This is a genomic window from Cytobacillus praedii (assembly GCF_001439605.1).
Classification (GTDB): Bacteria; Bacillota; Bacilli; order Bacillales; family Cytobacillaceae; genus Cytobacillus; species Cytobacillus praedii.
The window spans coordinates 33,591-55,504 of the sequence record NZ_LMBX01000031.1; the positions used below are offsets into that span (position 1 = coordinate 33,591).

The window sequence follows — 21,914 nt, forward strand, 5'->3', positions numbered from 1 at the left end:
AAAAACAGAGAGATAGATATCTCTCTGCTTCTAGTAACAGTATTACTTATTCAATTCAGCTAGTTTCTTTTTAGAAGGTGTTTCATATTTTACTAGTCCTTTGATGTTTGTGATGTAATGTCCATCACCTACACCATATTGGCCAAAGAAAAGCTTGTCTTGGTTATACACTCTGTATTTCTCACCAGGCTTCAGGACACGAACAAACGTAAGCTTGTTATTCACATCGCGCTTCCAAAGGTTAATTGGTTTTTCAATTGTTACACGGCCAATTTGGCCTTTTTTCATTAATAGACCATCCCAGTAAACATTCTTTGTTGGTACTGGTGTTGGCGTCGGTGTTGGCGTCGGTGTTGGTGTTGGTGTTGGTTTTACTTCTTCTTTTTCAATAGCTTTCTCAACAAATCGAGCTACATACTTATCGTCCACCGAGCCTATTTTTTTAAGATAAGCAATTAATGCCTCATCTAATGCAGGGAACTCATTTGCAATTGGATTATTCTTGAATTCAGTATACTCATCTCCGCCAATAGCCATGAAATCATTTGTTGCGACTAAATACTTCTTATTCATATCAACTGGCTGCCCTTTAATCTTCAATTCATGCACGCGGTGACCAGCTGTTTGAGCAGGATCAATCGCAAAAGTTAAACCAGAAACATGCGGGAATGCTCCTTTAGATTCTGGATAAGCACTTACACCGTTTTCAAGACTAGCTTTTATCTGCGCACCTGTTAACTCTTTCGTCACGATATAGTTGCCAAACGGCAGTACCGTAATGACATCTTCCTTCGTAATGTCCCCTTTTTCAATTGATGCGCGAATTCCGCCGCCATTTGTTAAAGCTATATCCGCACCAGTCATATCTACCATTGCATCTGTAATTAAATTTCCAAGATTTGTTCCGCCTACACGGACTTGCTCACGTTCACCATCTAATTGCACATTCGTTTTTCCAATCACTTCTGATAAAATTTCTTTTTGAGTTTCATGGACCTTTTCAATTGCCTTTTCAACAGCTGGATCAGGTTTCACATTCGCTGCTTCTTCTTTTGAAATCAAACGCGCTGATTTATTGGTTAATTTCTTATCTTCAAAAGTTAGCTCAACAACACCAAGATTCTTTGTATATTCTCCTGTACTTACAATCAGTGTATCATTTTCTCCTTTTAGTCCTTCCACAAGAGTGGAATGACTATGTCCATCAACAATGAGATCGATGCCAGGAGCACCTTTTGCAACTTTAATTGATGTTTCTGTACTTGACTCATCAATTCCTAAGTGAGTCACAGCAATAATCATATCAACATTTTGGGATTTTAATTCCTTTACCATTGCCTGTGCTTCTTTTACAGGATCAGTAAACGTTAATCCCTCCACGTTTTTCGGATTTGTTTTGTAATGTGTTTCCGGTGTAGATAAGCCAAAGATACCTAGTTTAATGCCATCCACTTCTTTAATTTCATATGGTTTTAATAAATTTGTACCGTCTTTCTGACGCACATTTGCACTTAATACAGGGAAATTCAATTTCTTTTCTAATTCTAGCAATCTCTTATACCCATAGTTAAAATCATGGTTGCCAGCAGCCATTCCATCATAGCCAACAGTGTTCATTACTTCTGTAATACTCTCTCCTTGGCTTACTGTGGCAAAAGGTGTGCCGTGCAAAGTATCTCCCGCATCCAACAATAATGTGTTCGGATTCTCGCTCTCGAATTGCTTCACAAGCGCAGAAATCTTTGCAAATCCCATTCCATCGCCTTCTTCTACGCGGCCATGGGTGTCATTTGTATGCAAAATTGTAATTTTCTTTGTTGCTGCAGAAGCTGAAATGCTCTCTGCATTCACAGAGAATTGTCCGCCAAATCCGGACCATACGACTAAAGAAGAAGCAATAACAGCAAAACCTTTTTTAAACCTTTGCATGACTTACCTCCTGTTTTTTGAGAATTCAAATCTATTATATCTTATAATTATTAATCTGGTGTTAATAGAATGTAAAATTAGTCGTAAAGACCTATCAATATGACCTAATAAATAGACAAATTATGATGTTTTTAGACAAATTCCAACAGCAAAATAAATAATTTCCATATTTTCCACATTCCCAGATTCGGTTTGCTAGTATACAATAGTAACTGTACGCTAGCATGTGTAAACAAATGGGTTTACTCTTCCAGCGTGCTTACCTAACTTTGAATTAGTCATCGGATCTTCCGAAGGCTAATTCTTTTTTTATGCCTTCAAGGAGGACAGCGTGTCAGGTTCCTTGTCCCACCAATTTTTCGTGATCAGTGAACTACAGCTAAAAACCTTTTCCTTTTTTTGATTGAATTAGAAAAACTCCCCTAGTATATTAAGAATATATTGAATGGGAGGTTTTGGAATGAAGAGAAAATTACTTGGAATATTATTTGTATTTGTTCTTTCCCTTTCTATCCTGCCTATCGGTTCTGCACAAGCAAGCGTGATGTGGGGGAAAACAGAGCTGAAGAAGGGGCAAATAGGAAAAGCTACATTAATAAATAATTCACAGCTATGGGCATACAGTAAGGATCGAAAAAGTTTAATAGAAATTCGGAAACTCAAAAAAGGGGAAGAATACCGCGTCTATACATTTAAGAGCGACTTCGGAGGACTTTATGGTGTTGGCGGAGGAGCATTTATTAAGAAATCTTCTGCCGTTAAATATGAAACTCCTTCTAAAGTAAAGCTGCAGGCGTTAGGTGTGACTCTTTCTAAACAAACATTTGAGGGTGAATTTAATTATCCGCAGGTTGAAGGCTTGATCAGCAGTGAGGCACAGAAAAAGATCAACTCAGCTATAAAAGGTCACATGGCCGCTTCTTATAAATCCTTATTAAAGTTAGAAGAGGATGAGTTTGCCCATCGTGAAGATTATTATAATGAACACGGGTACGATGTTCCTGAGGATGAAGAATACAGATTTTCCTATGAATATGATGTAACCTACGAAGTTAAATATAACAAAAATAACCGATTAAGCATTCTTATTTACGACTACATGTATACAGGCGGTGCTCACGGAATGTCGACAGTGGAAGCTTATAATTTCGATGTGCTGACTGGTAACCAAATTTCTTTAACGAGCATAGCTAAGGGCAGCAGTGCCTTAACAAAAATGAAAAATTATGCAAAAGCTGATCTGCTTAACCAAAATAAAGAATTGGGAATGATCTTTACTGACTCCCTTTCTTCAATCACGATCAATAATGGTCGCCCTTTTTATTTTTATGATAATGGGGTTGTTGTGAAATTCTTCGAGTATGAAGTAGCCGCTTATGCAGCTGGAATGCCTGAAGTGAAAATACCTTATTCGGTTTTTAAATAATAAAAAAGGGGACAGATATGATCTGACCCCTTTACTTTTTGCCACTACTTCAGAAGCGCTAATTTACTTTTTGATGGTGTTTCGTAATGGACACTGGCGGAGTTTTTTTCAATAAATAATCCGCCGCCTACTCCGTAGAGCCCACTTTTCTCGGCAAGATAGCGATAGACGCGGAATTCTTCACCCGGCTTAAGTGTACGTTCCTTTTCTAATGTTCCATCATCATTTCGCTTCCAGAGGGCTGCAGCTTGCTTAATGGTTACTTTTCCAATTTGGCCCTTTAGCAGTTCTGTTTTTCCCCACATGACTTTTTGATGTGCTTTTAAAGAAAAAAGTTCATCTTTGCTTGTGAAGTAGATGACCCCATCTGCCCCTTTAGTAAGCCTTTCAGCTCCTGTACTTTTTAGTATTTCCTTTTTAAATGTCCCTGGATGAACGCTAAACAACGTCCCTTCAACTGTTCCATAAATCAATCCATCATTTCCTATAACAAGCGTTCCATTATTAAAACGGCCGCTCGTATTTTTTACGATATTAACCGTTTGTGTTTTCTTTGTTTGCGGATCATAAGAAAAGAAATTGCCATCTGATAAACCATAAATTTTCTTTGCATCTGCAGCCAAGGCATGGATCATGCGCGGATTTTTTATCCCTAATGGCAAAATCTCAATTTTCCCTGCCGGGGTCGAGCTCTTCATTCTAAAAAGTATTGCATTTTGTTTGCCTTCCAGGTTTTTTCCGCTGAATATGGAAGTGCCTCCATAGACGTAAGACTGATGAGCAGTTAAAGAAATGATGCTTTGATCCTTCACAATATTTCTTCTGACTGAATGGTTTCGTGCAATCGTGTCGTATATAGTTAGACTCCCGCCAATTTCTCCATTTTTCGGATGGGTGCCAATAAATAAGTAGTTCGTTCCTTTCGCTCCTGTCATCGCCACCGGTCGATTTTGTCCGTTGCCAATTGTAAACAACTGTGTTGGTGACGATGGAGCCTTCAACTCTGAAATCACACCTGCAGGATAAACCCCGAGATAAAATTTCCCATTGACTGTCGCAAAACTTTCCACTTGACCGATCCTCGAGATCGATGAAAAAGTTTTTGACTGCGGATGGTAGACGCCCATCTTATCAGATACATAGCTGCTTATATAAATATTGCCATCCGGTCCTGCGGCTAAATTGTAAATAGGCACGCCCGCTGCCGGCAAGGCAAAGTGATCAACAACCAGCTCTTCACTTGCCACATCATACGTAAAGAAAGTGCCAGTATTTCCAAGCAAGCCTGCAAGGTAGGTTTTCGATCCTTTTTTTACGAAATCAAGGGATACAGCTTCTGTTCCCTGCAATGTTTTACGTGAAGCGGTTACTTTCCCTGTCTGCAAATCCATTTTTTGAAGGTGATAGTCGTTTGTAAAGTATACATCCTTCCCGTTAGGTGCAAGCTTCGAAACTCCCCGTGATTTCGCTGTCAGCTCCCCTTTGAACTTATATGTTTTTGCATCGAACATAAGAATGGTTTGTTTATTTTCAAGCTTGGCAAACAGCACACCCCCAGCCTGATCTAAATCATAAACAGAAGTTGCATTTTTATATTGCTGGGGCAAGATAGACTTTTTGGCATTGGATGAAAGATTCCAGGCAATCAAATCAGCATTTGCTCCAACTCCAACAAACATTGTGTTTGTTGCTGGATAATAGGCTAAGCTGCGGCCGATTGTTTTTCCGTTCGCCGCTTGTCCAAGATTTTGAAACTTTCCACCGCTATATTTAAATACCCCGCCTTCATAAGACGTACTTCCATACACATTCCCATGATGGTCTACTTCAATATCATGAATGGATGTACTTCCACTCGTTGCTTTGCCAAGATCGGTTAACTTTTTTTGATTCGGATTATATTTATAAAGTTTATTGGAAGGAGTTCCCCCAATCCAGACCTCTCCTTTTTCATCCACTTCAATCGCCCAGCCGCTAGATGAACCAGCTAAGGCCTTTTGATCAACCATTTTTTTATTAAACAGATCAAATACAGCTAATTGGGCAGGCTCACCTTGCAAAAGAATATACATATAGGCATTTCCTTCCGCATCATTGCCTGAAACTGCTGTGATGGCGGTACTATTTGTAATTGGTTTTCCTACTTTTGAAATTTGGTAGGACGAATCAGCTGAGACAGAGCCAATTTGCGAAAATACTAGAAACACACAGGCTAACATAAGAAAGAAGACCGACTTTTTCACCATTATTTTTTCCCCTATTCTATTGATGTTAGATCTATTTTACTATAGGTAAATCATAATTGGGACAATTAGTGTGGAATGAGATAGAGGGAAAAACTACTAAAATAAATGAATGACTTCAAAATATGTTAAATCAAGTCGGCAAAGAGATGAAGGATAGAAATTTTTTGACAGATTAAGCTGGATTTATTATCAACTTTGGAGAAGGGATGTATTGGAAAAAGCAAAGTTTTTATATTAATCAAACGTTTGATTAAATTTTTGTAAAGCGGAAATAGACGCTTCAAATGACTTGCCTCTTCGCTTCTAAATATTTGAAAATTTAAAAAGTTAGTTGTATAAATAGAAATAGATAGGTTCCAAACATAGGAGGAGCGTTATGTTGGCAAATAAACAAGAAGAATGGATAAAAAACGGAGATTTTTATATAAGTACGAATAAAAGCTATTTAGATATTGATGTTATCTATAATTTTCTAAGTGAGGAGTCCTACTGGCTTAAAGGAATTTCAAAAGAGCTGGTTATAGCAGCCATTGAACATTCGATTCTTTGTTATGGGATCTATGAAGGAGACCCCGCCACGGGTTCCTCAAAACAAGTTGGTTTTGCACGTGTCGTATCCGATCTTGTTCGATTTTCGTGGCTCGGTGATGTGTTCATCCTTCCCGAATATCGAGGAAAGGGTTTAAGTAAGTGGCTTATGAGTGTAATTACCGAGCATCCTCATTTGAAAGGAACAAACTTCCACCTCGCCACGAGGGATGCGCATTCTCTTTATGCCCAATATGGCTTTAAGCCATTAGACAATATCGAAAATCGAATGGCAAGACCTTTTGATTGGGATGCCATCTATGATGGGTATAAAAAAGGATAGACTTATTCAGCGATTCTTCCATAAAGAGAATCGCTTTATTCTAAAAAATAAGCCGTGTAAAAATAGGTGAGCACATTGCCAAATTCGAAAGATCAGATTAGAGCAGTAGTTACCGCAATTGAATATATGAAGAAGCATTTAGAAGAAGAAATTACTTCAGAAGAGCTAGCTTCTCACGTTGGATATAGCCCCTATCACTTTTCGAGAGTGTTTAAAGAAATCACAGGAGTATCACCACGACATTATTTATCTGCCTTACGTATCGAGGCGGGTAAGAAAATACTTGTAGATGCTTCCTCATCATCGATATTAAAAACACTGCTGTTAATTGGATTTAGAAGCATGGGAACGTTCAGCACGAAATTCAAACAATTTGTCGGGCTGTCCCCAAAGAAGTTTCAGTTGCGTACAGAAGACTTGCACCAATTTATTAACCAATTTGAGCATCAGGAAAAGCTTGAACCTATTACATTAACTCCGCCTGTTGTTTCATGTCAGCTAGAATTTCCGAAAGGCTTTAAAGGCCTTATTTTTATCGGTCTCTTCCCGCGCCCGATCCCAGACCAAAGACCTTTAGCCGGAACGGCGATTACCCATAATCAAACAAACTGCCTATTCTCCTCTGTGCCATTGGGAACCTACTATGTTTTAGCGGCAGCACTTCCTCTTAGTTTTCATCCAAAAGACTACTTTCTTTTAGATGCAGCCTTACGAGGAAAGTCGGATCTTGCAATTGAAGTAACAGAAAGGACAGAGACGGAAGTTAAGATAAAGCTTAGAGATCCTTTGCCCTATGATCCACCGATCTTAATTAATCTCCCTCAGCTATTATTTGAAAAAGAAAAAAACAAAGCAAACTAGAAGAATTTTCCGATTATTTTTTTGTTAAGTTAAGGATATCAAATGCTAGGAGGGATCATTTTGTTAAATCAAGTGTGTGTGTTAACCGCGAAGGTGGACGACATTAAGAAAGCAGTTGAATTCTATACAAATGTGTTATCATTCAAAGTTTCAAAGTATTACGGGGAAAAGCTTGTTAGTTTAATACATAATGAAATCCCAATCGTACTAGAGGAAACAGAGCCTTTTGATACAGAGACACGCCAAAGTGTTTTATTCGGAATTCTTTCGGAGAACCTTGATAAAGATGTTGAGGCACTAAAAGCAAAAGGAGTATCGCTTCTCTTTGATGAGCCCCAGCCATGCCCGCCTGGCCGGTTTACGATTATTAAGGACCCTGCAGGAAACCAAATTGAACTCGTCGAATTTTCTAGCTAGTTAACATGATGCCTGCTATAAAGCATCAAACATATATTAAGTCGCAGCCAGCGAAAGTTTTCCATACGCTAACAACCGCCGCTGGATGGAATGCATGGTTTACAGATCGCACAACCATCGTGTGGAACAATGATGGTGCAGGTGAAATCCGGCTAAGATGGGCAGTTAATAGGCATAAAGTGATTGAAGATGGCGGAAAAATAGTTGAAGCCATCCCATATGAGTCTTTTATTTTTCAATGGTGCCCTGGAGAAAGCCCAACAACCGTGAAATTCAATTTGCATCCATTTAGGGAAGGAACTCTAGTAATCCTTGAAGAGCATGGGTATTTAAATTCAATTAAAGATATCGATGCGTGCATTGGATGTGCTGCTGGATGGGGAGAAGCACTGACTTTATTAAAAATATATCTAGAACACGGGATCGTTCTTAAGGGAGATTTATTTATAGGAGATGATACAGCTGATATATGAAGTGACATTTCAGGTACGTGTAACCGATATGACTAAAGGAGAATCGTGGTATCGAACATTATTAGGCCGAGAGCCTGATTTTGTGCCACATGAGGGTTTTGCAGAGTGGGAGCTTATTCCAAGATGCTGGCTCCAGGTGGCAGAAGGAATTCCAGCCACAAGCAGCGGTCCTCTTAGACTGGGTGTTGTGAATATTGAAGATGAGCGTGAGCGATTAGTGCAAGAATTAAATATAGATCACTTTAAGATATATGAAAGGCCCGAAGTTCCAGTAAAATGGGCAACATTTTCGGACCCCTGGGGAAATCATATTGGGATGTTTGAGTATTTGAATAAAGCAGAGAAGGATAGAAAGATGAATGAGGTATTAGGAATCTGATCAGTACTTACTTCTCTCTCATTGCTGAGCTTCCTCTTTTATTGTCTGGACTTATACTAGAGCTTCAGGCTCGTTCCGGTTTTCAGCCAAAAAAAAATTGCAGAGAAGTTGGTCTTCTCTGCAATTTATGCATTTCTAAACATTCTCGTTGGACGAGGCATGATTTTATCTGATTCTTTCAAGACTTTATTTAATGTATCAATGTTGTGGGCTACGGAATCACTGAAGCTGCGCGGGCCTAAAATTTTCCCTTTATTTTTCTGGATGACTTTTCCTGCCGGGGAACGTCTAGAAACAATGGTGCCAGAGCTTTGATAACTTACTCGTTCTTTGCTCATTTTGTCCCTCCTATCAGCATAATCAAAAATTGAAAGAAATAGCCACTTTCGTTTATTATAGCATATTCAATCTCATCTGAATATGCGCGAACTTGTTCTTTAGACCACCAATCAATGAACGTAAAATGGAGGCAAAGCACATATTCACCTATTGGTTCGGTGATATAGAGGGTCTGTTTTTCTTCCAAAAAGGCAATTAGCCGTTCTTGATTATTATATGCTTCTACAACAAATACATCCTCCGATTCGGTCAAATCGAAAAAGTCAGGTGCTGTAATTTCACCAAATTCAGCCATTCTCTTTAAACAAGTTCCATCGTATTTATAAAGGGATGCTGCTAAGCATTCAGAAACGGTATTCACATGGATAGGGTTTGTTTCAGGTGTCTGCATGATCGCCTTTGGTTCATCAAGAAATAGTAAACCGCTTTTTAAAAAGTTCGACCATTCTCTTTTTGTATTTTGCACGATAGAATTTCTTTTATCCAGCATAATTAGTGTGTAATCTGCATAATTTAACAAGAAAGATGCTTGTCCTTTAAGCTCTTCCAATTGATCTCTTTCTTCGATGAGACCAACTACGGATCTAAGTGACGTGCTAAGCATCGCTGAAATCGTGCTTGCTTCTTTTTCAGAACGGGAGATATTAAAATCATAAAGCCATTTTCCATTTGAATAAATATCATACAGAAACGCCCATACAAACGGATCAGCAATTTCAAGCAGGCTTTTCGCTATTCCATCTTGCTTTAATTGATCCTGCATCCAGTCTTTTAACGGATCAAAAGGAGACCCTGGCAGCCTGTGATGGTCCCTTAAATAAATATCATATAAATTCTTAAATTCCTTCTGTAAAAGCTTAAAGTTATTTTTGATCTCTGGCGATACAAAAACAAGGATATGCTTTTTCTCCAGCAGCGCAGCTTTATATTCAAGATAGGTCGGTGTTACATTTCCACGTAACAGCCTCCTGCTCGCTCCTGATTTCTTATGAATCAGCAAAACAAACACGTCGCTGGACTTGACGACGTCCTGACACTGTTTTAATGTATCCTTTTCCCAAGTACCAAAATCTCCATCTTCGAAAATGGGTACTTCATGCCCACTTTCTTCAAGATGCTTTTTGATTAGCTTCCTTGGACCTTTAAGATCCTCCTCATAAGCGGAACTAATAAAAATTCTTGTCTTATTGATCAGCGGAAACTCCCCCTTCCCCCTAATGCTCTTACCCATATTATACCATTATTGAAACAAGCAGATACCTAATAGACAGAAAATTTAATTTTATAGCCTTTCCTTTAAAAATCTACATACTTCTTCAAATGATTCAGCAACAACAGGATCGCTCATATTCTCATCAAATGAGTGCTTGCCATTTTTAATTGTAATCAGCTTATTTGTGATACCTGCCTTGTTAAGGGCCTCGCTCATGAATACGGACTGTTCAAAAGGAACATCCTCATCGGCATCGCCATGCAACAGGAGCGTCGGCGGATAGCTTTCATCCACCTTCTTCAATGGACAAAAAGGATCAAGCGTCCCTTCGTTCTTGTCGGTTAAATAGTCGATCCACTTTCCTTGCTGACGGCAATATAAATAGATGCCGAAGCGGCGTTCAATTGGTCCCTCAGATATGGGATGCTTCTGAACGAGCTGTTGCACAAGAACCTCAGGAACAGCCGTCATTTTTGAAAAATAAGGACTAGACTTTCGATACCAATCCCCAGTAATATCTCCATACCCATAAAAAGAAACAATCACTTTCGGCCGGACTTGTAAAGTACCGGAAAGCAATGCGAGATAGCCCCCAGCTGAACTTCCAATTACCGCAATCCGTTCAGGATCAAAATTGAACTGATGTACGCCTTGTTCTTTTAACCACAAAAGAGCATCTTCTATATCTTCTTTAATCTCAGCAAGCTTGGATTCAGGCGCTAGCCGGTAATCAATCGTGCATACGTTATAGCCTGCCTGTAAATAAAGATCTATTTGTTCCTTTTTCATATCCGTTCTTGATCCAAAGATTAAGCCTCCGCCATGAATATAAACAATAAGTGGCGCATGCTTCTCCTCAATGGAATAAAAATCCCCTTTGATGCTGCAGCCGTCTGCTTCTTTATATATAAAGGTTGTCTTCATTATGTATCCTTCCTTTCATATGCTTGTTACCGATTAAAATTATAGTACATCGGTGCCAGAAACAAATGAATGGCGTGAATCTTTAATGTTTTTGCAATGTAAACCCTTTCAATTTTATTCGATTGTTATGCCCGATTTTCTATAATGCAACTGAGGTTAAGTTATTCTTTATCCATTTACCTAAGGCTCTTATGAAAAATATGGTTGTTATTTCAGCAGTTGTCTGACTGAAAACTGCTTTCGTTGACTGGAGCGAGAGGTGCGAGACTCCTGCGGGAGGAGTGGGACAGATGAGACCCCGCAGGAGCGACTGCGACGAGGAGGCTCATCGCCCACCCCGCGGAAAGCGAGCAGCCTGCAGCGGAAGTCAACCTCTGCTCACTATATTTTAATAGCCTTTCGCATCCACATTAGTCAAACGCATCAAAAATAATACCGAGGTGATAACAAGTGATTTATACAATTGTAAAAAAGAACTCGTATCAAGACTCTATCAATCTAATGCTATTAACCAATTCAATCTCTACGATTGAAGGCGTCAACAAGGCACAAATCATGATGGGAACACCAGCAAACAAAGATATCTTTAAAACAGCTGGCTTGTATTCAGACGAGCTGGAAACAGCGGAATCCAATGATATGGCCATTGTGGTTGATACTGACGATGAGAATAAAATGAGTGAGGTACTCGAAAAGGTTGAGCAATACTTGAAAGACCAATCCATTAGTAATAAAGGAAATGATTTTGAAACGGTCCGTACATGGGATCGGGCAAAAAAGGCATTGCCTGATGCAACATTGGCTTTAATTTCTGTTCCTGGTCAATATGCGGCTGATGAAGCTGAGAAAGCATTGGACCTAGGCTTGCATACATTCATTTTCAGTGACAACATGCCAATCGAAGATGAAGTGAGACTGAAGAAAAAAGCTCATGAAAAAGGATTGCTTGTCATGGGGCCAGATTGTGGAACAGGGATACTGGATGGCGTTCCCATTGCATTTGCGAACGTTGTTAAAAAGGGCCGCATCGGAATTGTTGGTGCTTCTGGAACAGGAATTCAAGAAGTTACAGCAATTATTGACCGTCTTGGCGAAGGAGTTAGCCATGCAATTGGTACGGGTGGCCGTGACCTGAAGGAACCCGTTGGTGCAATCACAATGATGGACGGCATCCGCGCATTAGAAAATCATCAGCAAACAGAAATCATTGTTGTTATTTCTAAGCCGCCAGCGAAGGAAGTACGCAATGAAGTTGTAGATTTGCTTCATAGCGTTTCAAAGCCTGTCGTTACGATTTTCTTAGGAGAAAAGCCAACTCAGCATGAAGGAAATGTATACCAGGCATACACGCTTGAAGAAACAGCCCGCATTGCTGTTGATCTAGCAAAAGGAAATGAAATCAAAGCTGATTATAATCAAGGCAATTATGAAGTGGCAAATAAAGACTTAAAACCAAACCAAAGAACAATTAAAGGACTATTCTCTGGCGGAACATTAGCTTCAGAAGCAGCCGTATTAATTTCTGATGCATTAGGATTAGGATCTGCCATTACAAACGAAGATGGTTATGTCTTAAAGAAGGACGGCCACATCGTTGTGGACCTTGGTGATGACAAATATACACAAGGAAAGCCGCATCCAATGATCGACCCTGAGACGAGAGCAAGATTTATTGATGAGGCTGGTGCTGACGAACAAACAGCGGTTATCCTTCTTGATTTCGTACTAGGCTATGGCTCACACGATGATATGGCGAGTGCCCTATTGCCATCGATTCAAAAAGCAGTTTCTCACGCGCATAATGAAGGCCGTACATTGCATGTAGTTGCTTCTGTTTGTGGAACAGAAACAGATCCGCAAGATTACCAAGCTCAAAAGAAAAAGCTTGCTGAAGCTGGCATCATCGTGAAGGACAGCAATAACGAAGCGGTAAGAACAGCTCTAGCAATCGTTGGCTTGAAGGTAAATGATGTACAGAAAGCCCATGTAGATGCAAAAGCACCTTCGAAGACATTCGACTTAAGCGTGTCTCAAGAAATGGCAGCATTATTGAACAATAAACCAAGTGTGATCAATGTAGGCTTAAAGAGCTTTACAGATTCCATCACAGCATATGGCGGCCGTGTTGTTCAGTTTGACTGGAGACCGATTGCTGGCGGAAACGAAAGAATGAGAAAAATCTTAGCCTTATTAAAATAAAAGCTCTGTAATTATTCATTGTTGATTTTCGTGTTTGTATGAAAATTCATAAGCGGAGAATTTCCGGCTATTTATAGAGACGAAGCTTAAGAAGCAAATATAAGCGGAGATATTCCGATTAACAGCTCAAATTTAGGTGAAATCCAAAGATTTGGATACGATAACCGGAAAAACTCCCTTTATTTTAAAAAAACTATAGGTATTTCACAATTTAACCGGAATATTTCCGTTTATTTCTCAAACACCACAAAATCAACATTCAGTTATAACAGAGCCAATGAAAAAGTTTATCTAACCTATCAATTATTCGAGGAGGATTTCACATGAAATACAATTCAATGGATGAGGCAAACAGAGCGGTAATTGAAAAGATTTCTGGATCAGCGCCATTCCTTGTGGATGTTGTTCCAGCTAAGGATAAAATCAAAGAATTAAATGAAGGAAAAGTACTTTTGCATGCTGGACCACCTATTAAATGGGAAGATATGACGGGTCCAATGCAGGGTTCATGTATTGGGGCTGCCCTTTTTGAAGGCTGGGCTACTACGGAGGAAGAAGCAAAGCAAATGCTTGAAAATGGCGAAGTAACATTTATTCCTTGCCATCATGTGAATGCAGTTGGTCCAATGGGCGGAATCACTTCTGCAAATATGCCTGTATTTGTAGTAGAAAACCGTTCAGAAGGAAACGAAGCATACTGCATCATGAACGAAGGAATTGGAAAAGTACTTCGTTTCGGAGCTTACTCTGAAGAAGTAATCAATCGCTTAAAGTGGCAGAAAAATGTATTAGGTCCAACCCTTTCAAAAGCATTAAAGCTAACAGATAATGGCCTAAATTTAAATGTAATGATTGCTAAAGCAATCACTATGGGAGATGAGTTCCACCAGCGAAATATCGCAGCATCCCTCATCTTCCTTAAAGAAATCAGCCCATATATTGTGCAAGTAGAAGATTTAAAGGATACCGACTTAAAGGATGTTATTAAGTTCCTAGCTGATACGGATCAATTCTTCTTAAATATTGCCATGGCAACAAGTAAAGCTGTCTTAGACGGTGCAAGAAAAATTGAAGAAGGTACCGTTGTTACAGCAATGTGCCGTAACGGGAAGGACTTTGGCATTCGTATTAGCGGAATGGGCGATGAATGGTTTACTGCTCCAGTTAATACGCCACAAGGACTGTTTTTCACTGGCTATTCTCAAGATGATGCAAACCCAGATATTGGGGACAGTGCGATTACCGAAACATTTGGTGTCGGCGGGATGGCAATGATTGCAGCTCCTGGTGTAACACGCTTCGTTGGTGCGGGCGGCTTCAATGATGCACTTACAACAAGCAACGATATGATGGAAATTTGTATCGATCAAAACAGCAACTTTACGATTCCAACTTGGGATTTCCAAGGTGCTTGTCTCGGAATTGATGCGCGTAAAGTGGTTGAAACAGGTATTGAGCCTGTTATTAATACAGGAATTGCTCATAAACAAGCAGGTGTTGGACAGGTTGGTGCAGGAACGGTTCGTGCACCGAAGGAATGCTTCGAGAAAGCACTTGAAGCATATGCGGTCAAATTAGGCCTCATCTAATGAGCCGATGCTAAAAACCCAAACAATGTATGCAGAGGAATATGAACGTAATATTCCTCTCTTCCTTATAGAAAACCCAATTGGATCTGTTCATAGCTTATTTCAAAATGGACTGAACATTCGGATGGGCGGGCGTTTGTTTTTTATCGGTACAGATAAAAATGGGAAGCTTCCCTTTGGCATTCACCTTCAAAAGGATGCTATTCAGAGACTGCTTTCTTCTATTCAGGCACCAGCTGCTGTCCATTGGGATAATGATTCCAAGGAGCTAATCTTTGAAGATAGCAATATACGAGTTAACTTCCAAAAAGGCACACCCTTCTCGAACATTGTTCCATTTACGAAGAATGATAGATCCACTCAATACTTAGATACATTCATAAAAGCCCTTGCTATTGAAGGGGAACAAACAGGATTAGATCTTGATATTGAACAATTTCTTCTAGAATACCTTCGTTTGCAAAAAGAAAAATACGCTGCTTCTGCAAATGAAGTTTACCGTTTAATGGATGCGCTCTCTTCCCATGATTCATCTGAAGTAGATAGAGTTTTACGCTATTTTTTAGGCAGAGGACGAGGCTTGACTCCTTCAGGGGATGACCATCTCGTTGGTTTACTAGCTATTCATACAATTTCCGGGATCTGCAGCCCTCTTTTCCTGCAAACGATTCAGGACATTCTGCTGAATGAATCTGTCACTACTGATATCGGAAGAGAATATCTGCTTTACGCATTAAAAGGAGAGTTCAGCTCTACAATTGTAAATATCTTAAATTGCTTAGCTGAAAAGGATAGGCAGGAAGAAGCAGAAAAGCATGTATTACATTTACTTACCGTTGGTCATAGCTCCGGTATAGATACAGCATTCGGGCTATTAATCGGATTATTAACAATGAAAAATTGGAGGAAATAAAAGATGGCAGAAAAAGTAGTCATTGCTCTAGGCGGGAACGCAATCTTACAGCCGAAGCAAGAAGCAACCTATGAAAATCAATTAGAAAATGTGCGTAAAAGCAGTGAGATCATTGCCCGTATCGTGAAAAATGGCCATAATGTCATTGTTACACACGGAAATGGTCCTCAAGTAGGCAATATTCTGCGCCAAAATGAAGAAGCAAAGGACATCGTTCCTCCGTTCCCATTAGATGTGTGCAGTGCAGAATCTCAAGGGTTCATCGGCTATATGATGGATCAAACATTGAAAAACGAATTACACAAGCTCGGCTTAAATCATTCTGTTGTCAGCATGCTGACACAAACAGAAGTATCAGCTGATGATCCAGCTTTCCAAGATCCTTCCAAACCAATCGGCGTCTTTTTCGCGGAAGAAGAAGCAAAGCAATTAGCTGAGGAAAAGAACTGGATCGTGAAAGAAGATGCAGGACGCGGATGGAGACGTGTCGTTCCTTCTCCAATGCCAAAATCGATACTAGGCTCTGAAACAATTAAACAATTAACGGATGCCAATACAATCGTTATTTCCGCTGGCGGTGGCGGTATCCCAGTCGTAAAGAACGCGGATGGAGCACTCACTGGAATTGAGGCCGTAATTGATAAGGACCGCAGTGCCTTTAAACTAGCTGAAGAAGTACAGGCAGATGCTTTCATGATTTTAACAGACGTGCAAAATGTGTATGTAAACTACGGCAAGCCTGACCAAAAGGCACTAACACATGTAACGCTTGATGAAGCAAAGCAATATGTGGAAGAAGGGCAATTCTCTGCCGGAAGCATGGGGCCAAAAATGGAAGCTGCCATTAAATTTGCTGAGCAAGGCGGAAGAGCCATCATTTGTTCACTAGACCAAGCAGACCTTGCTATGGAAGGAAAAGCAGGCACGCAAATTACAAAATAATTAAAAAATATTATATAATATGGTATCTGTTCATGCTAAATTTTTTATAAAGCTAGCGCAGATACCATTTTTCTCATTTGATTTAGAGAGGAGGCCAATCATGAAAAAGGCTCGCTCCTTAAAAAAAGAACTTATCTATTCCTTTTTAAGCATTGCTTTTTTTTCCATCGCCATCCTTGGCGTTTTTCAAATTTATCAATTATCTTCTTTAACGAAAGAGAATCAGCGATACCAGGCACAGACGGCGAAATATCTTGCAGATTATATTGACAATTATATATTAGACTATAAAAAAGCGATCCAAACAGAAGCTCTGAATGTGAAAGAACCCTTTTTAAATAATGATATTCCTGGCATCCAAAAACAATTGAAGGATATAAAAACGAATTACCCTGGTTTCGTAAATATGTACGTTGGAGATAGCAAAGGTCAATCCATTGTTTTTTACCCTGAGTCCTATACAGACGGGGTGAAAAGAAAAAATCATAATTTCAGTGATCGCTATTATTATAAAGAATTATTGAAAACAAAGGATACAGTCATTTCCCCTGTTTATCATGGCAGAGGGGGAACTGATATTTTACTAGTTGCCATCGTTTCCCCTATCCTAAATGATCAAGGTGAGCTAGTTGGTTATGTCCTTGGTGCTTTAGATTTAAATGCTCTAGGTGAGCATATTAAAAACCGAACCTTTGGTGATGGTGGCTATGCTGTTGTCATCGACCAAGAGAATAACGTCGTTGTTCACCCTGAGGTTGATACGAGAAGAGAGCTAGTGAACCTTACCAAGTCTGCGATCGTTCAATATATTGAAAAACAGCAGAATAAAAGCGGCAGCAGCTTTTTTGAAACGGATAAACTACATCTAGATGTATATGTAACATATGAGAAAATAAATAATCTTAATTGGACTGTATGGGTCAGTAAGCCGACAGAAGCCATTACTTCAACTTATAAAAATGCGATCCTGGTAATTATTGTTTTCCTTCTGATCACCGCCACAATTATGGTGCTTGTCAGTCTTTTCTTAACAGACCGATTAGAACGGACCATTCGTTATCTATTAAACTATATCAAAGACTATACGAAAGGCATTAAAGAAGAAACATCGGTAACAAAGAAGATTCAAGGTCCCCAGGAAATGGGCGAGTTATTCTATTATTTCAATCATATGATTGATGAAGTAGAAAAAAACAGAACAGAATTAATCGAATTAAATAAAGAACTTGAAGCGAGAGTGGAAGAGCGAACGACCACGTTAAAAAATAAGAATTTAGAGCTAAAGGCAGTAAATAAATTAATTACCTCTGTTTCTTCCAATAAGGATTTAGCTCATTTTATTCAGCATTGTTTAAAAGAAATAGCGCCATTCATGGAGTATTCCATCCATGTGTTCTTTCACGATTTAGCTGTAACAACAAATACAATCCATGCGAAGCAAAATTTATTGCAGTATCTTAGCAAGAACATCGTAGGCGACCAGCAGTATATCGAACCGATTCAGATTGAGAAAAACAATAAAGGCTTCTTAATTGTTGACCTTATGAACAAGCAATCCATGACAACGAGCCAGCAGGAATTTCTTCGGACCTTTGCCAGCTCATTAGCTGTCATGCTGCAAAACAAGTTCCTATTTGAACAAATCCGTAATAAGCATGCCGTGCTAGCTGCCGTATTAGAAAGCATGTCGGAAGGGTTAATGCTAGTAAATAACCAAAAAGAGGTTGAATATGTAAATGAGTTCTTTCTTTCTACTTTTAAAATTGGAAAAGAGAAAGAATTGGTCAGCTTTAACGATGTTTATCGACAGTTTATCAACATCTTTGGTGTTGACCCTGAAGAGTTATCAGCCTTTTTTGCTAATAAAAAGAAGGAATTAAAATTAGAGTATAGGGCTCAGCAAAAAAAGCCTAAATATTATATTCTTCATAAATTTTCAGTTATGCTCGATGAGGACGAGATTGGTGAAGGCTTATTATTGCGCGATATTACGAAGGAAGAGGAAATTGATACATTAAAAAATAATTTAATTTCACTCACTTCACATGAATTTAAAACACCGATTACAAATATTAAGGGCAGTGTCGAAACTTTGCTTCGTCCGGAGGTTGAATGGGAGCCTGATTTCCAAAAGGAGCTGTTAGAAGGAGTTCATGAGGATATCGAAAGGATTCTGCATTTAGTCAATGACTGGATGGATATCTCGAAGATTGAATCTGGAACCATGTACGTCGAGCGTAACGTGGTACGTGCATGCTATCTTATTGAAAAATCAATGGAGCAGATCCCTCTTAACCTGCGTACAGATGCCAGCTTCCATTTTCATAATAAGCTTGGTGAAGACTTCAGCTTTTATGCGGATAAAATTCGCGTTCAGCAGGTGCTGGTCAATTTAATGACGAATGCCCTGCGCTATAATGATTCCAGCTTGAAGACGATTGATATTACGCTGGACAAGACAGAGGACTATATAACAATAGCAGTCTCTGATAATGGGATTGGAATTTCCGAGGACCATATCTCGAAAATTTTCAATCACTTTTATCAGGTCGATGTTACCGCAACAAGACGAACAGGCGGGACAGGCCTTGGTCTTGCCATATGTGTTGGTATTATGGAGGCACATGAAGGGAAAATTGAAGCAATTAGCGAGTCTGGAAAAGGAAGTACATTTATCTTATATTTTCCCAATAAAAGAGGGAGGGACATAGATGAAAAATCAAAAGATTTGTATCGTTGATGATGAGCCAAAAATTCTGCGATTTATATCTGCAAACCTAAAATCTATCGGATACGAAGTATCTACCGTTAGCTCAGGAGAAGAATTATTTGATAAATTCGATCTGATTTCCCCAGATTTAATTTTGCTTGATATCATGATGCCAGGACAGGATGGCTTTTATGTATTAGAAAAGCTGCGCAAGTTTTCGAATGTACCCGTTATAATGCTTACTGCCAGAAGCAATGCCCAGGATAAAGTGCAGGGATTAAATGTTGGAGCAGATGATTATTTAACAAAGCCGTTTTCATTAGATGAGCTCTTTGCACGGGTAAATGCCGTTTTAAGAAGAACCCAGTCCAGCTTTGCTGATGCGCAAACGGCTGAGACACCAATTATTCGTACAGGCGTCTTGGCTATTGATCTTGGAAGTAAGCGCTGCTGGATTAAGGATGAGGAGTTTAAGCTCACACAAACCGAATATTCGGTAATGGAAATTTTAGCCCTCAATCTTGATAAAGTTGTTCAGCATGAAGTTTTGCTTTCAGAAGTTTGGGGACCGCAATATCGAGATGACATTGAATATTTGCGTGTTGGCATTGCACGAATCCGCAGAAAAATTAAAGAACATCTACAAAATAAAGAAGAATATATTGCGACATACCCTGGACTCGGCTACATGCTGAGGAGCATTCCCCAGGAATAACCTGTAACACCGTATTGCTGTAAAAAGCAGTACGGTGTTTTATTTATGCCCTTTTCAATAAAGTGACTGTTTTTAGAAGGAGTATTTTAGAAAAAGTTGGATGATTGAAGCATTCGGTACGAGACTCCTGGAGAATGTCTCAAGGAGGTGCACCTCAAACCTTAGGTCGCTGTGCATACTGAAAAGGAAATCAACTACCGACCATGATGTGTAAAGCAGCATTGATTATGAAAACCATTATTTATGACAAGTGACTTTTCCTTACTTTTTAATCTTTTTGCAATGTAAACCCTTTCATTTTTATTCGACTGCAATGCTTTTTATCCTATAGTTTGGATGAGGTTGAAATATTATTTTTTTACTTAAGAACCATACAAATAAATCTAAATTAGGAGGCAACGAAAATGGCTAAAGTTTTGAATCAAGATGAGCCGGCACCTGTATCTAAGGGCGGTATTCCGTATTGGGTTAAAATCACGATTGTATTCTTTTTAGGCTGGGTTGCGCTTTATGCAACACGCGCCATTCTTAACCCGGTAATGGACAATATCCAAGCAGAATTCAGTTTATCTGCTGCACAACTAGGTTTAATTAGCAGTATTTTCTTCATTGGCTATGCCGGACTTAATGTTCCATCAGGAATACTAGGAGATAAGATTGGTAAGAAAAAAGTTCTTGTTCCTGGTGTGATTCTTTTCGGTATTATGGCAGCAGTAACTGGGATGATGCCTTCATTTACACTGTTCATGATTGCTTGGCTGCTAGTCGGGATCTTCCAAGGCTTCTATTATGGCCCACAGTATGGGTTATCATCTGAAGCAATTCCCAAAAAACATATTACCTTAGGAAGTGCGATAATTAACAGCGGAATGGCATTTGGTTTATCAGCTGGGTACTTCATTTCTAGTTACACAGTTGGCACACTTGGCATGAGCTGGAGAGCACCCTTTTATGTTATTGCAATCCCAGTAGTCCTTATTGGTTTGGCTATGTGGTGGGTTATAAAAGAAAAGCCAAAGTCAAGTGCAGGAGTATCAACTGGAGAAGAGAAACCAAAGCTTAAAATGAAAGAGCTTTTTAGCAGAAACTTAGTTTTTGCATACATTACTATTTTCTGTGCTATTTATGCATTTTTCGTAGTTGTTACTTGGATTCCATATTACTTGCAGCATGCAAGAGGAATTGATGGAACAGAGGTTGCCGTTGTTTCTTCACTTGTTCCATGGGCAGCGATTCCAGGGTCTATTCTTTTTAGCTGGATTGCTGATAGAATGGGAAAACGCCGTCCAGTATTGCTAGTCATGCTTCCACTTTCTATTATTGCAATTGTTTCAATCGTCGCATTTGATAGTATGTGGGTATTATACGCTGCTTTAATCGGTTATGGTATTTTCGGTAAAATTAGTACGAACCCAGTGCTTGTAGCGGTTGTAGCTGATAACGCACCAAAACATGCATTAAGTACTGCATTTGGTTTCTATAACTTTATCGGAATGTGCGGATCTATATTGGCTCCTTACATTACAGGTTTCCTTACTGATGTTACAGGTACATTAAATGCTGGATTCTACTTCGCAGGAATTCTTTTAGTCATTGGAACGATTTCTGTATTGTTTATTAAAGAGAACAATCGTCCGAATGTGGAAGGTGCAGCAAATTAACAAAAAAAATCCCGAATCTATTAGAGATTCGGGATTTCAGACTGTAGACAAACTCGATGAAAATCGAGTTTGCCTACAGTCTTTTTTGTTTTAAAATAGAAATAGAA

The 21,914-nt window shown here is 39.2% G+C and carries 19 protein-coding genes; 14 read left to right on the forward strand and 5 right to left on the reverse strand.

The window, feature by feature from the left end:
- Positions 1–42: 42 nt before the first annotated feature.
- A complete protein-coding gene (locus tag ASU02_RS22430; protein ID WP_057767654.1) occupies positions 43–1,929 on the reverse strand; it encodes a bifunctional metallophosphatase/5'-nucleotidase in 1,887 nt (628 codons plus the stop codon).
- A 460-nt stretch (positions 1,930–2,389) separates the two neighbouring features.
- Between ASU02_RS22430 and ASU02_RS22435 the strand changes: the two genes are divergently transcribed.
- Positions 2,390–3,355 carry a DUF3298 and DUF4163 domain-containing protein gene (locus ASU02_RS22435; RefSeq protein WP_057767655.1) on the forward strand — a complete coding sequence of 322 codons (966 nt, stop codon included), beginning with the start codon at positions 2,390–2,392 and terminating at the stop codon, positions 3,353–3,355.
- 44 nt (positions 3,356–3,399) lie between these two features.
- Here ASU02_RS22435 and ASU02_RS22440 read toward each other — a convergent pair whose 3' ends face one another.
- Positions 3,400–5,601 carry an NHL repeat-containing protein gene (locus tag ASU02_RS22440; protein WP_057767656.1) on the reverse strand — a complete coding sequence of 734 codons (2,202 nt, stop codon included), beginning with the start codon at positions 5,599–5,601 and terminating at the stop codon, positions 3,400–3,402.
- A 376-nt stretch (positions 5,602–5,977) separates the two neighbouring features.
- On the opposite strand from ASU02_RS22440, the gene ASU02_RS22445 reads away from it, so the two are divergent.
- The 5 genes from ASU02_RS22445 to ASU02_RS22465 all read left to right on the forward strand — a co-directional run bounded on the left by ASU02_RS22445 (position 5,978) and on the right by ASU02_RS22465 (position 8,602).
- Positions 5,978–6,472 carry a GNAT family N-acetyltransferase gene (locus ASU02_RS22445; protein WP_057767657.1) on the forward strand — a complete coding sequence of 165 codons (495 nt, stop codon included), beginning with the start codon at positions 5,978–5,980 and terminating at the stop codon, positions 6,470–6,472.
- Positions 6,473–6,547: 75 nt separating this feature from the next.
- Complete coding sequence (locus ASU02_RS22450; RefSeq protein ID WP_232426325.1) at positions 6,548–7,333, forward strand: helix-turn-helix domain-containing protein; 786 nt, start codon at positions 6,548–6,550, stop codon at positions 7,331–7,333.
- A gap of 60 nt (positions 7,334–7,393) precedes the next feature.
- Positions 7,394–7,750: a VOC family protein gene (locus ASU02_RS22455; RefSeq protein WP_057767658.1), complete on the forward strand. Its 357-nt coding sequence runs from the start codon at positions 7,394–7,396 to the stop codon at positions 7,748–7,750.
- Positions 7,751–7,758: 8 nt separating this feature from the next.
- Positions 7,759–8,223: an SRPBCC family protein gene (locus ASU02_RS22460; protein ID WP_057767659.1), complete on the forward strand. Its 465-nt coding sequence runs from the start codon at positions 7,759–7,761 to the stop codon at positions 8,221–8,223.
- On the forward strand, positions 8,213–8,602 hold the full coding sequence (locus tag ASU02_RS22465; RefSeq protein WP_057767672.1) for a VOC family protein: 390 nt from the start codon (positions 8,213–8,215) through the stop codon (positions 8,600–8,602). The genes ASU02_RS22460 and ASU02_RS22465 overlap by 11 nt, the downstream gene beginning before the upstream one ends.
- Positions 8,603–8,727: 125 nt before the next feature.
- Here the strand turns inward: ASU02_RS22465 and ASU02_RS22470 are convergent, their stop codons facing one another.
- Genes ASU02_RS22470 through ASU02_RS22480 form a run of 3 tightly spaced genes read right to left on the reverse strand, consistent with a single transcriptional unit; the run spans position 8,728 to position 11,078 of the window.
- The gene (locus ASU02_RS22470; RefSeq protein ID WP_057767660.1) at positions 8,728–8,940 is read right to left on the reverse strand and encodes a hypothetical protein; all 213 of its coding nucleotides are present in this window, start codon (positions 8,938–8,940) and stop codon (positions 8,728–8,730) included.
- Positions 8,937–10,172, reverse strand: coding sequence for a DUF4062 domain-containing protein (locus ASU02_RS22475; protein WP_057767661.1), 1,236 nt, complete (start codon positions 10,170–10,172; stop codon positions 8,937–8,939). Before ASU02_RS22475 ends, ASU02_RS22470 begins: the two co-directional genes overlap by 4 nt.
- A 51-nt stretch (positions 10,173–10,223) precedes the next feature.
- Entirely contained in the window at positions 10,224–11,078 is an 855-nt protein-coding gene (locus tag ASU02_RS22480) for an alpha/beta hydrolase (protein ID WP_057767662.1), read from the reverse strand.
- Between the two features lie 247 nt (positions 11,079–11,325).
- Here ASU02_RS22480 and ASU02_RS27105 point away from each other — a divergent pair, with 247 nt between their 5' ends.
- From ASU02_RS27105 to ASU02_RS22515, 8 genes are all read left to right on the forward strand, one after another.
- The gene (locus tag ASU02_RS27105) at positions 11,326–11,511 is read left to right on the forward strand and encodes a hypothetical protein (protein ID WP_082631907.1); all 186 of its coding nucleotides are present in this window, start codon (positions 11,326–11,328) and stop codon (positions 11,509–11,511) included.
- A gap of 17 nt (positions 11,512–11,528) precedes the next feature.
- Positions 11,529–13,277 carry an acyl-CoA synthetase FdrA gene (gene fdrA / locus ASU02_RS22485; protein WP_057767663.1) on the forward strand — a complete coding sequence of 583 codons (1,749 nt, stop codon included), beginning with the start codon at positions 11,529–11,531 and terminating at the stop codon, positions 13,275–13,277.
- Positions 13,278–13,600: 323 nt separating this feature from the next.
- Positions 13,601–14,866, forward strand: a complete 1,266-nt coding sequence (locus ASU02_RS22490; RefSeq protein WP_057767664.1) for a YlbE family protein — start codon at positions 13,601–13,603, stop codon at positions 14,864–14,866.
- A 7-nt stretch (positions 14,867–14,873) separates the two neighbouring features.
- Entirely contained in the window at positions 14,874–15,779 is a 906-nt protein-coding gene (locus tag ASU02_RS22495) for a DUF2877 domain-containing protein (protein ID WP_057767665.1), read from the forward strand.
- A 3-nt stretch (positions 15,780–15,782) separates the two neighbouring features.
- Positions 15,783–16,721, forward strand: coding sequence for a carbamate kinase (arcC, locus tag ASU02_RS22500; protein WP_057767666.1), 939 nt, complete (start codon positions 15,783–15,785; stop codon positions 16,719–16,721).
- 100 nt (positions 16,722–16,821) lie between these two features.
- Positions 16,822–19,461 (forward strand): ATP-binding protein, encoded by a 2,640-nt coding sequence (locus ASU02_RS22505; protein ID WP_057767667.1) that lies wholly within the window; start codon positions 16,822–16,824, stop codon positions 19,459–19,461.
- Positions 19,433–20,146, forward strand: coding sequence for a response regulator transcription factor (locus tag ASU02_RS22510; protein ID WP_057767668.1), 714 nt, complete (start codon positions 19,433–19,435; stop codon positions 20,144–20,146). Before ASU02_RS22505 ends, ASU02_RS22510 begins: the two co-directional genes overlap by 29 nt.
- Before the next feature lie 404 nt (positions 20,147–20,550).
- Complete coding sequence (locus ASU02_RS22515) at positions 20,551–21,807, forward strand: MFS transporter (protein WP_057767669.1); 1,257 nt, start codon at positions 20,551–20,553, stop codon at positions 21,805–21,807.
- The last annotated feature ends 107 nt before the right edge of the window (positions 21,808–21,914 follow it).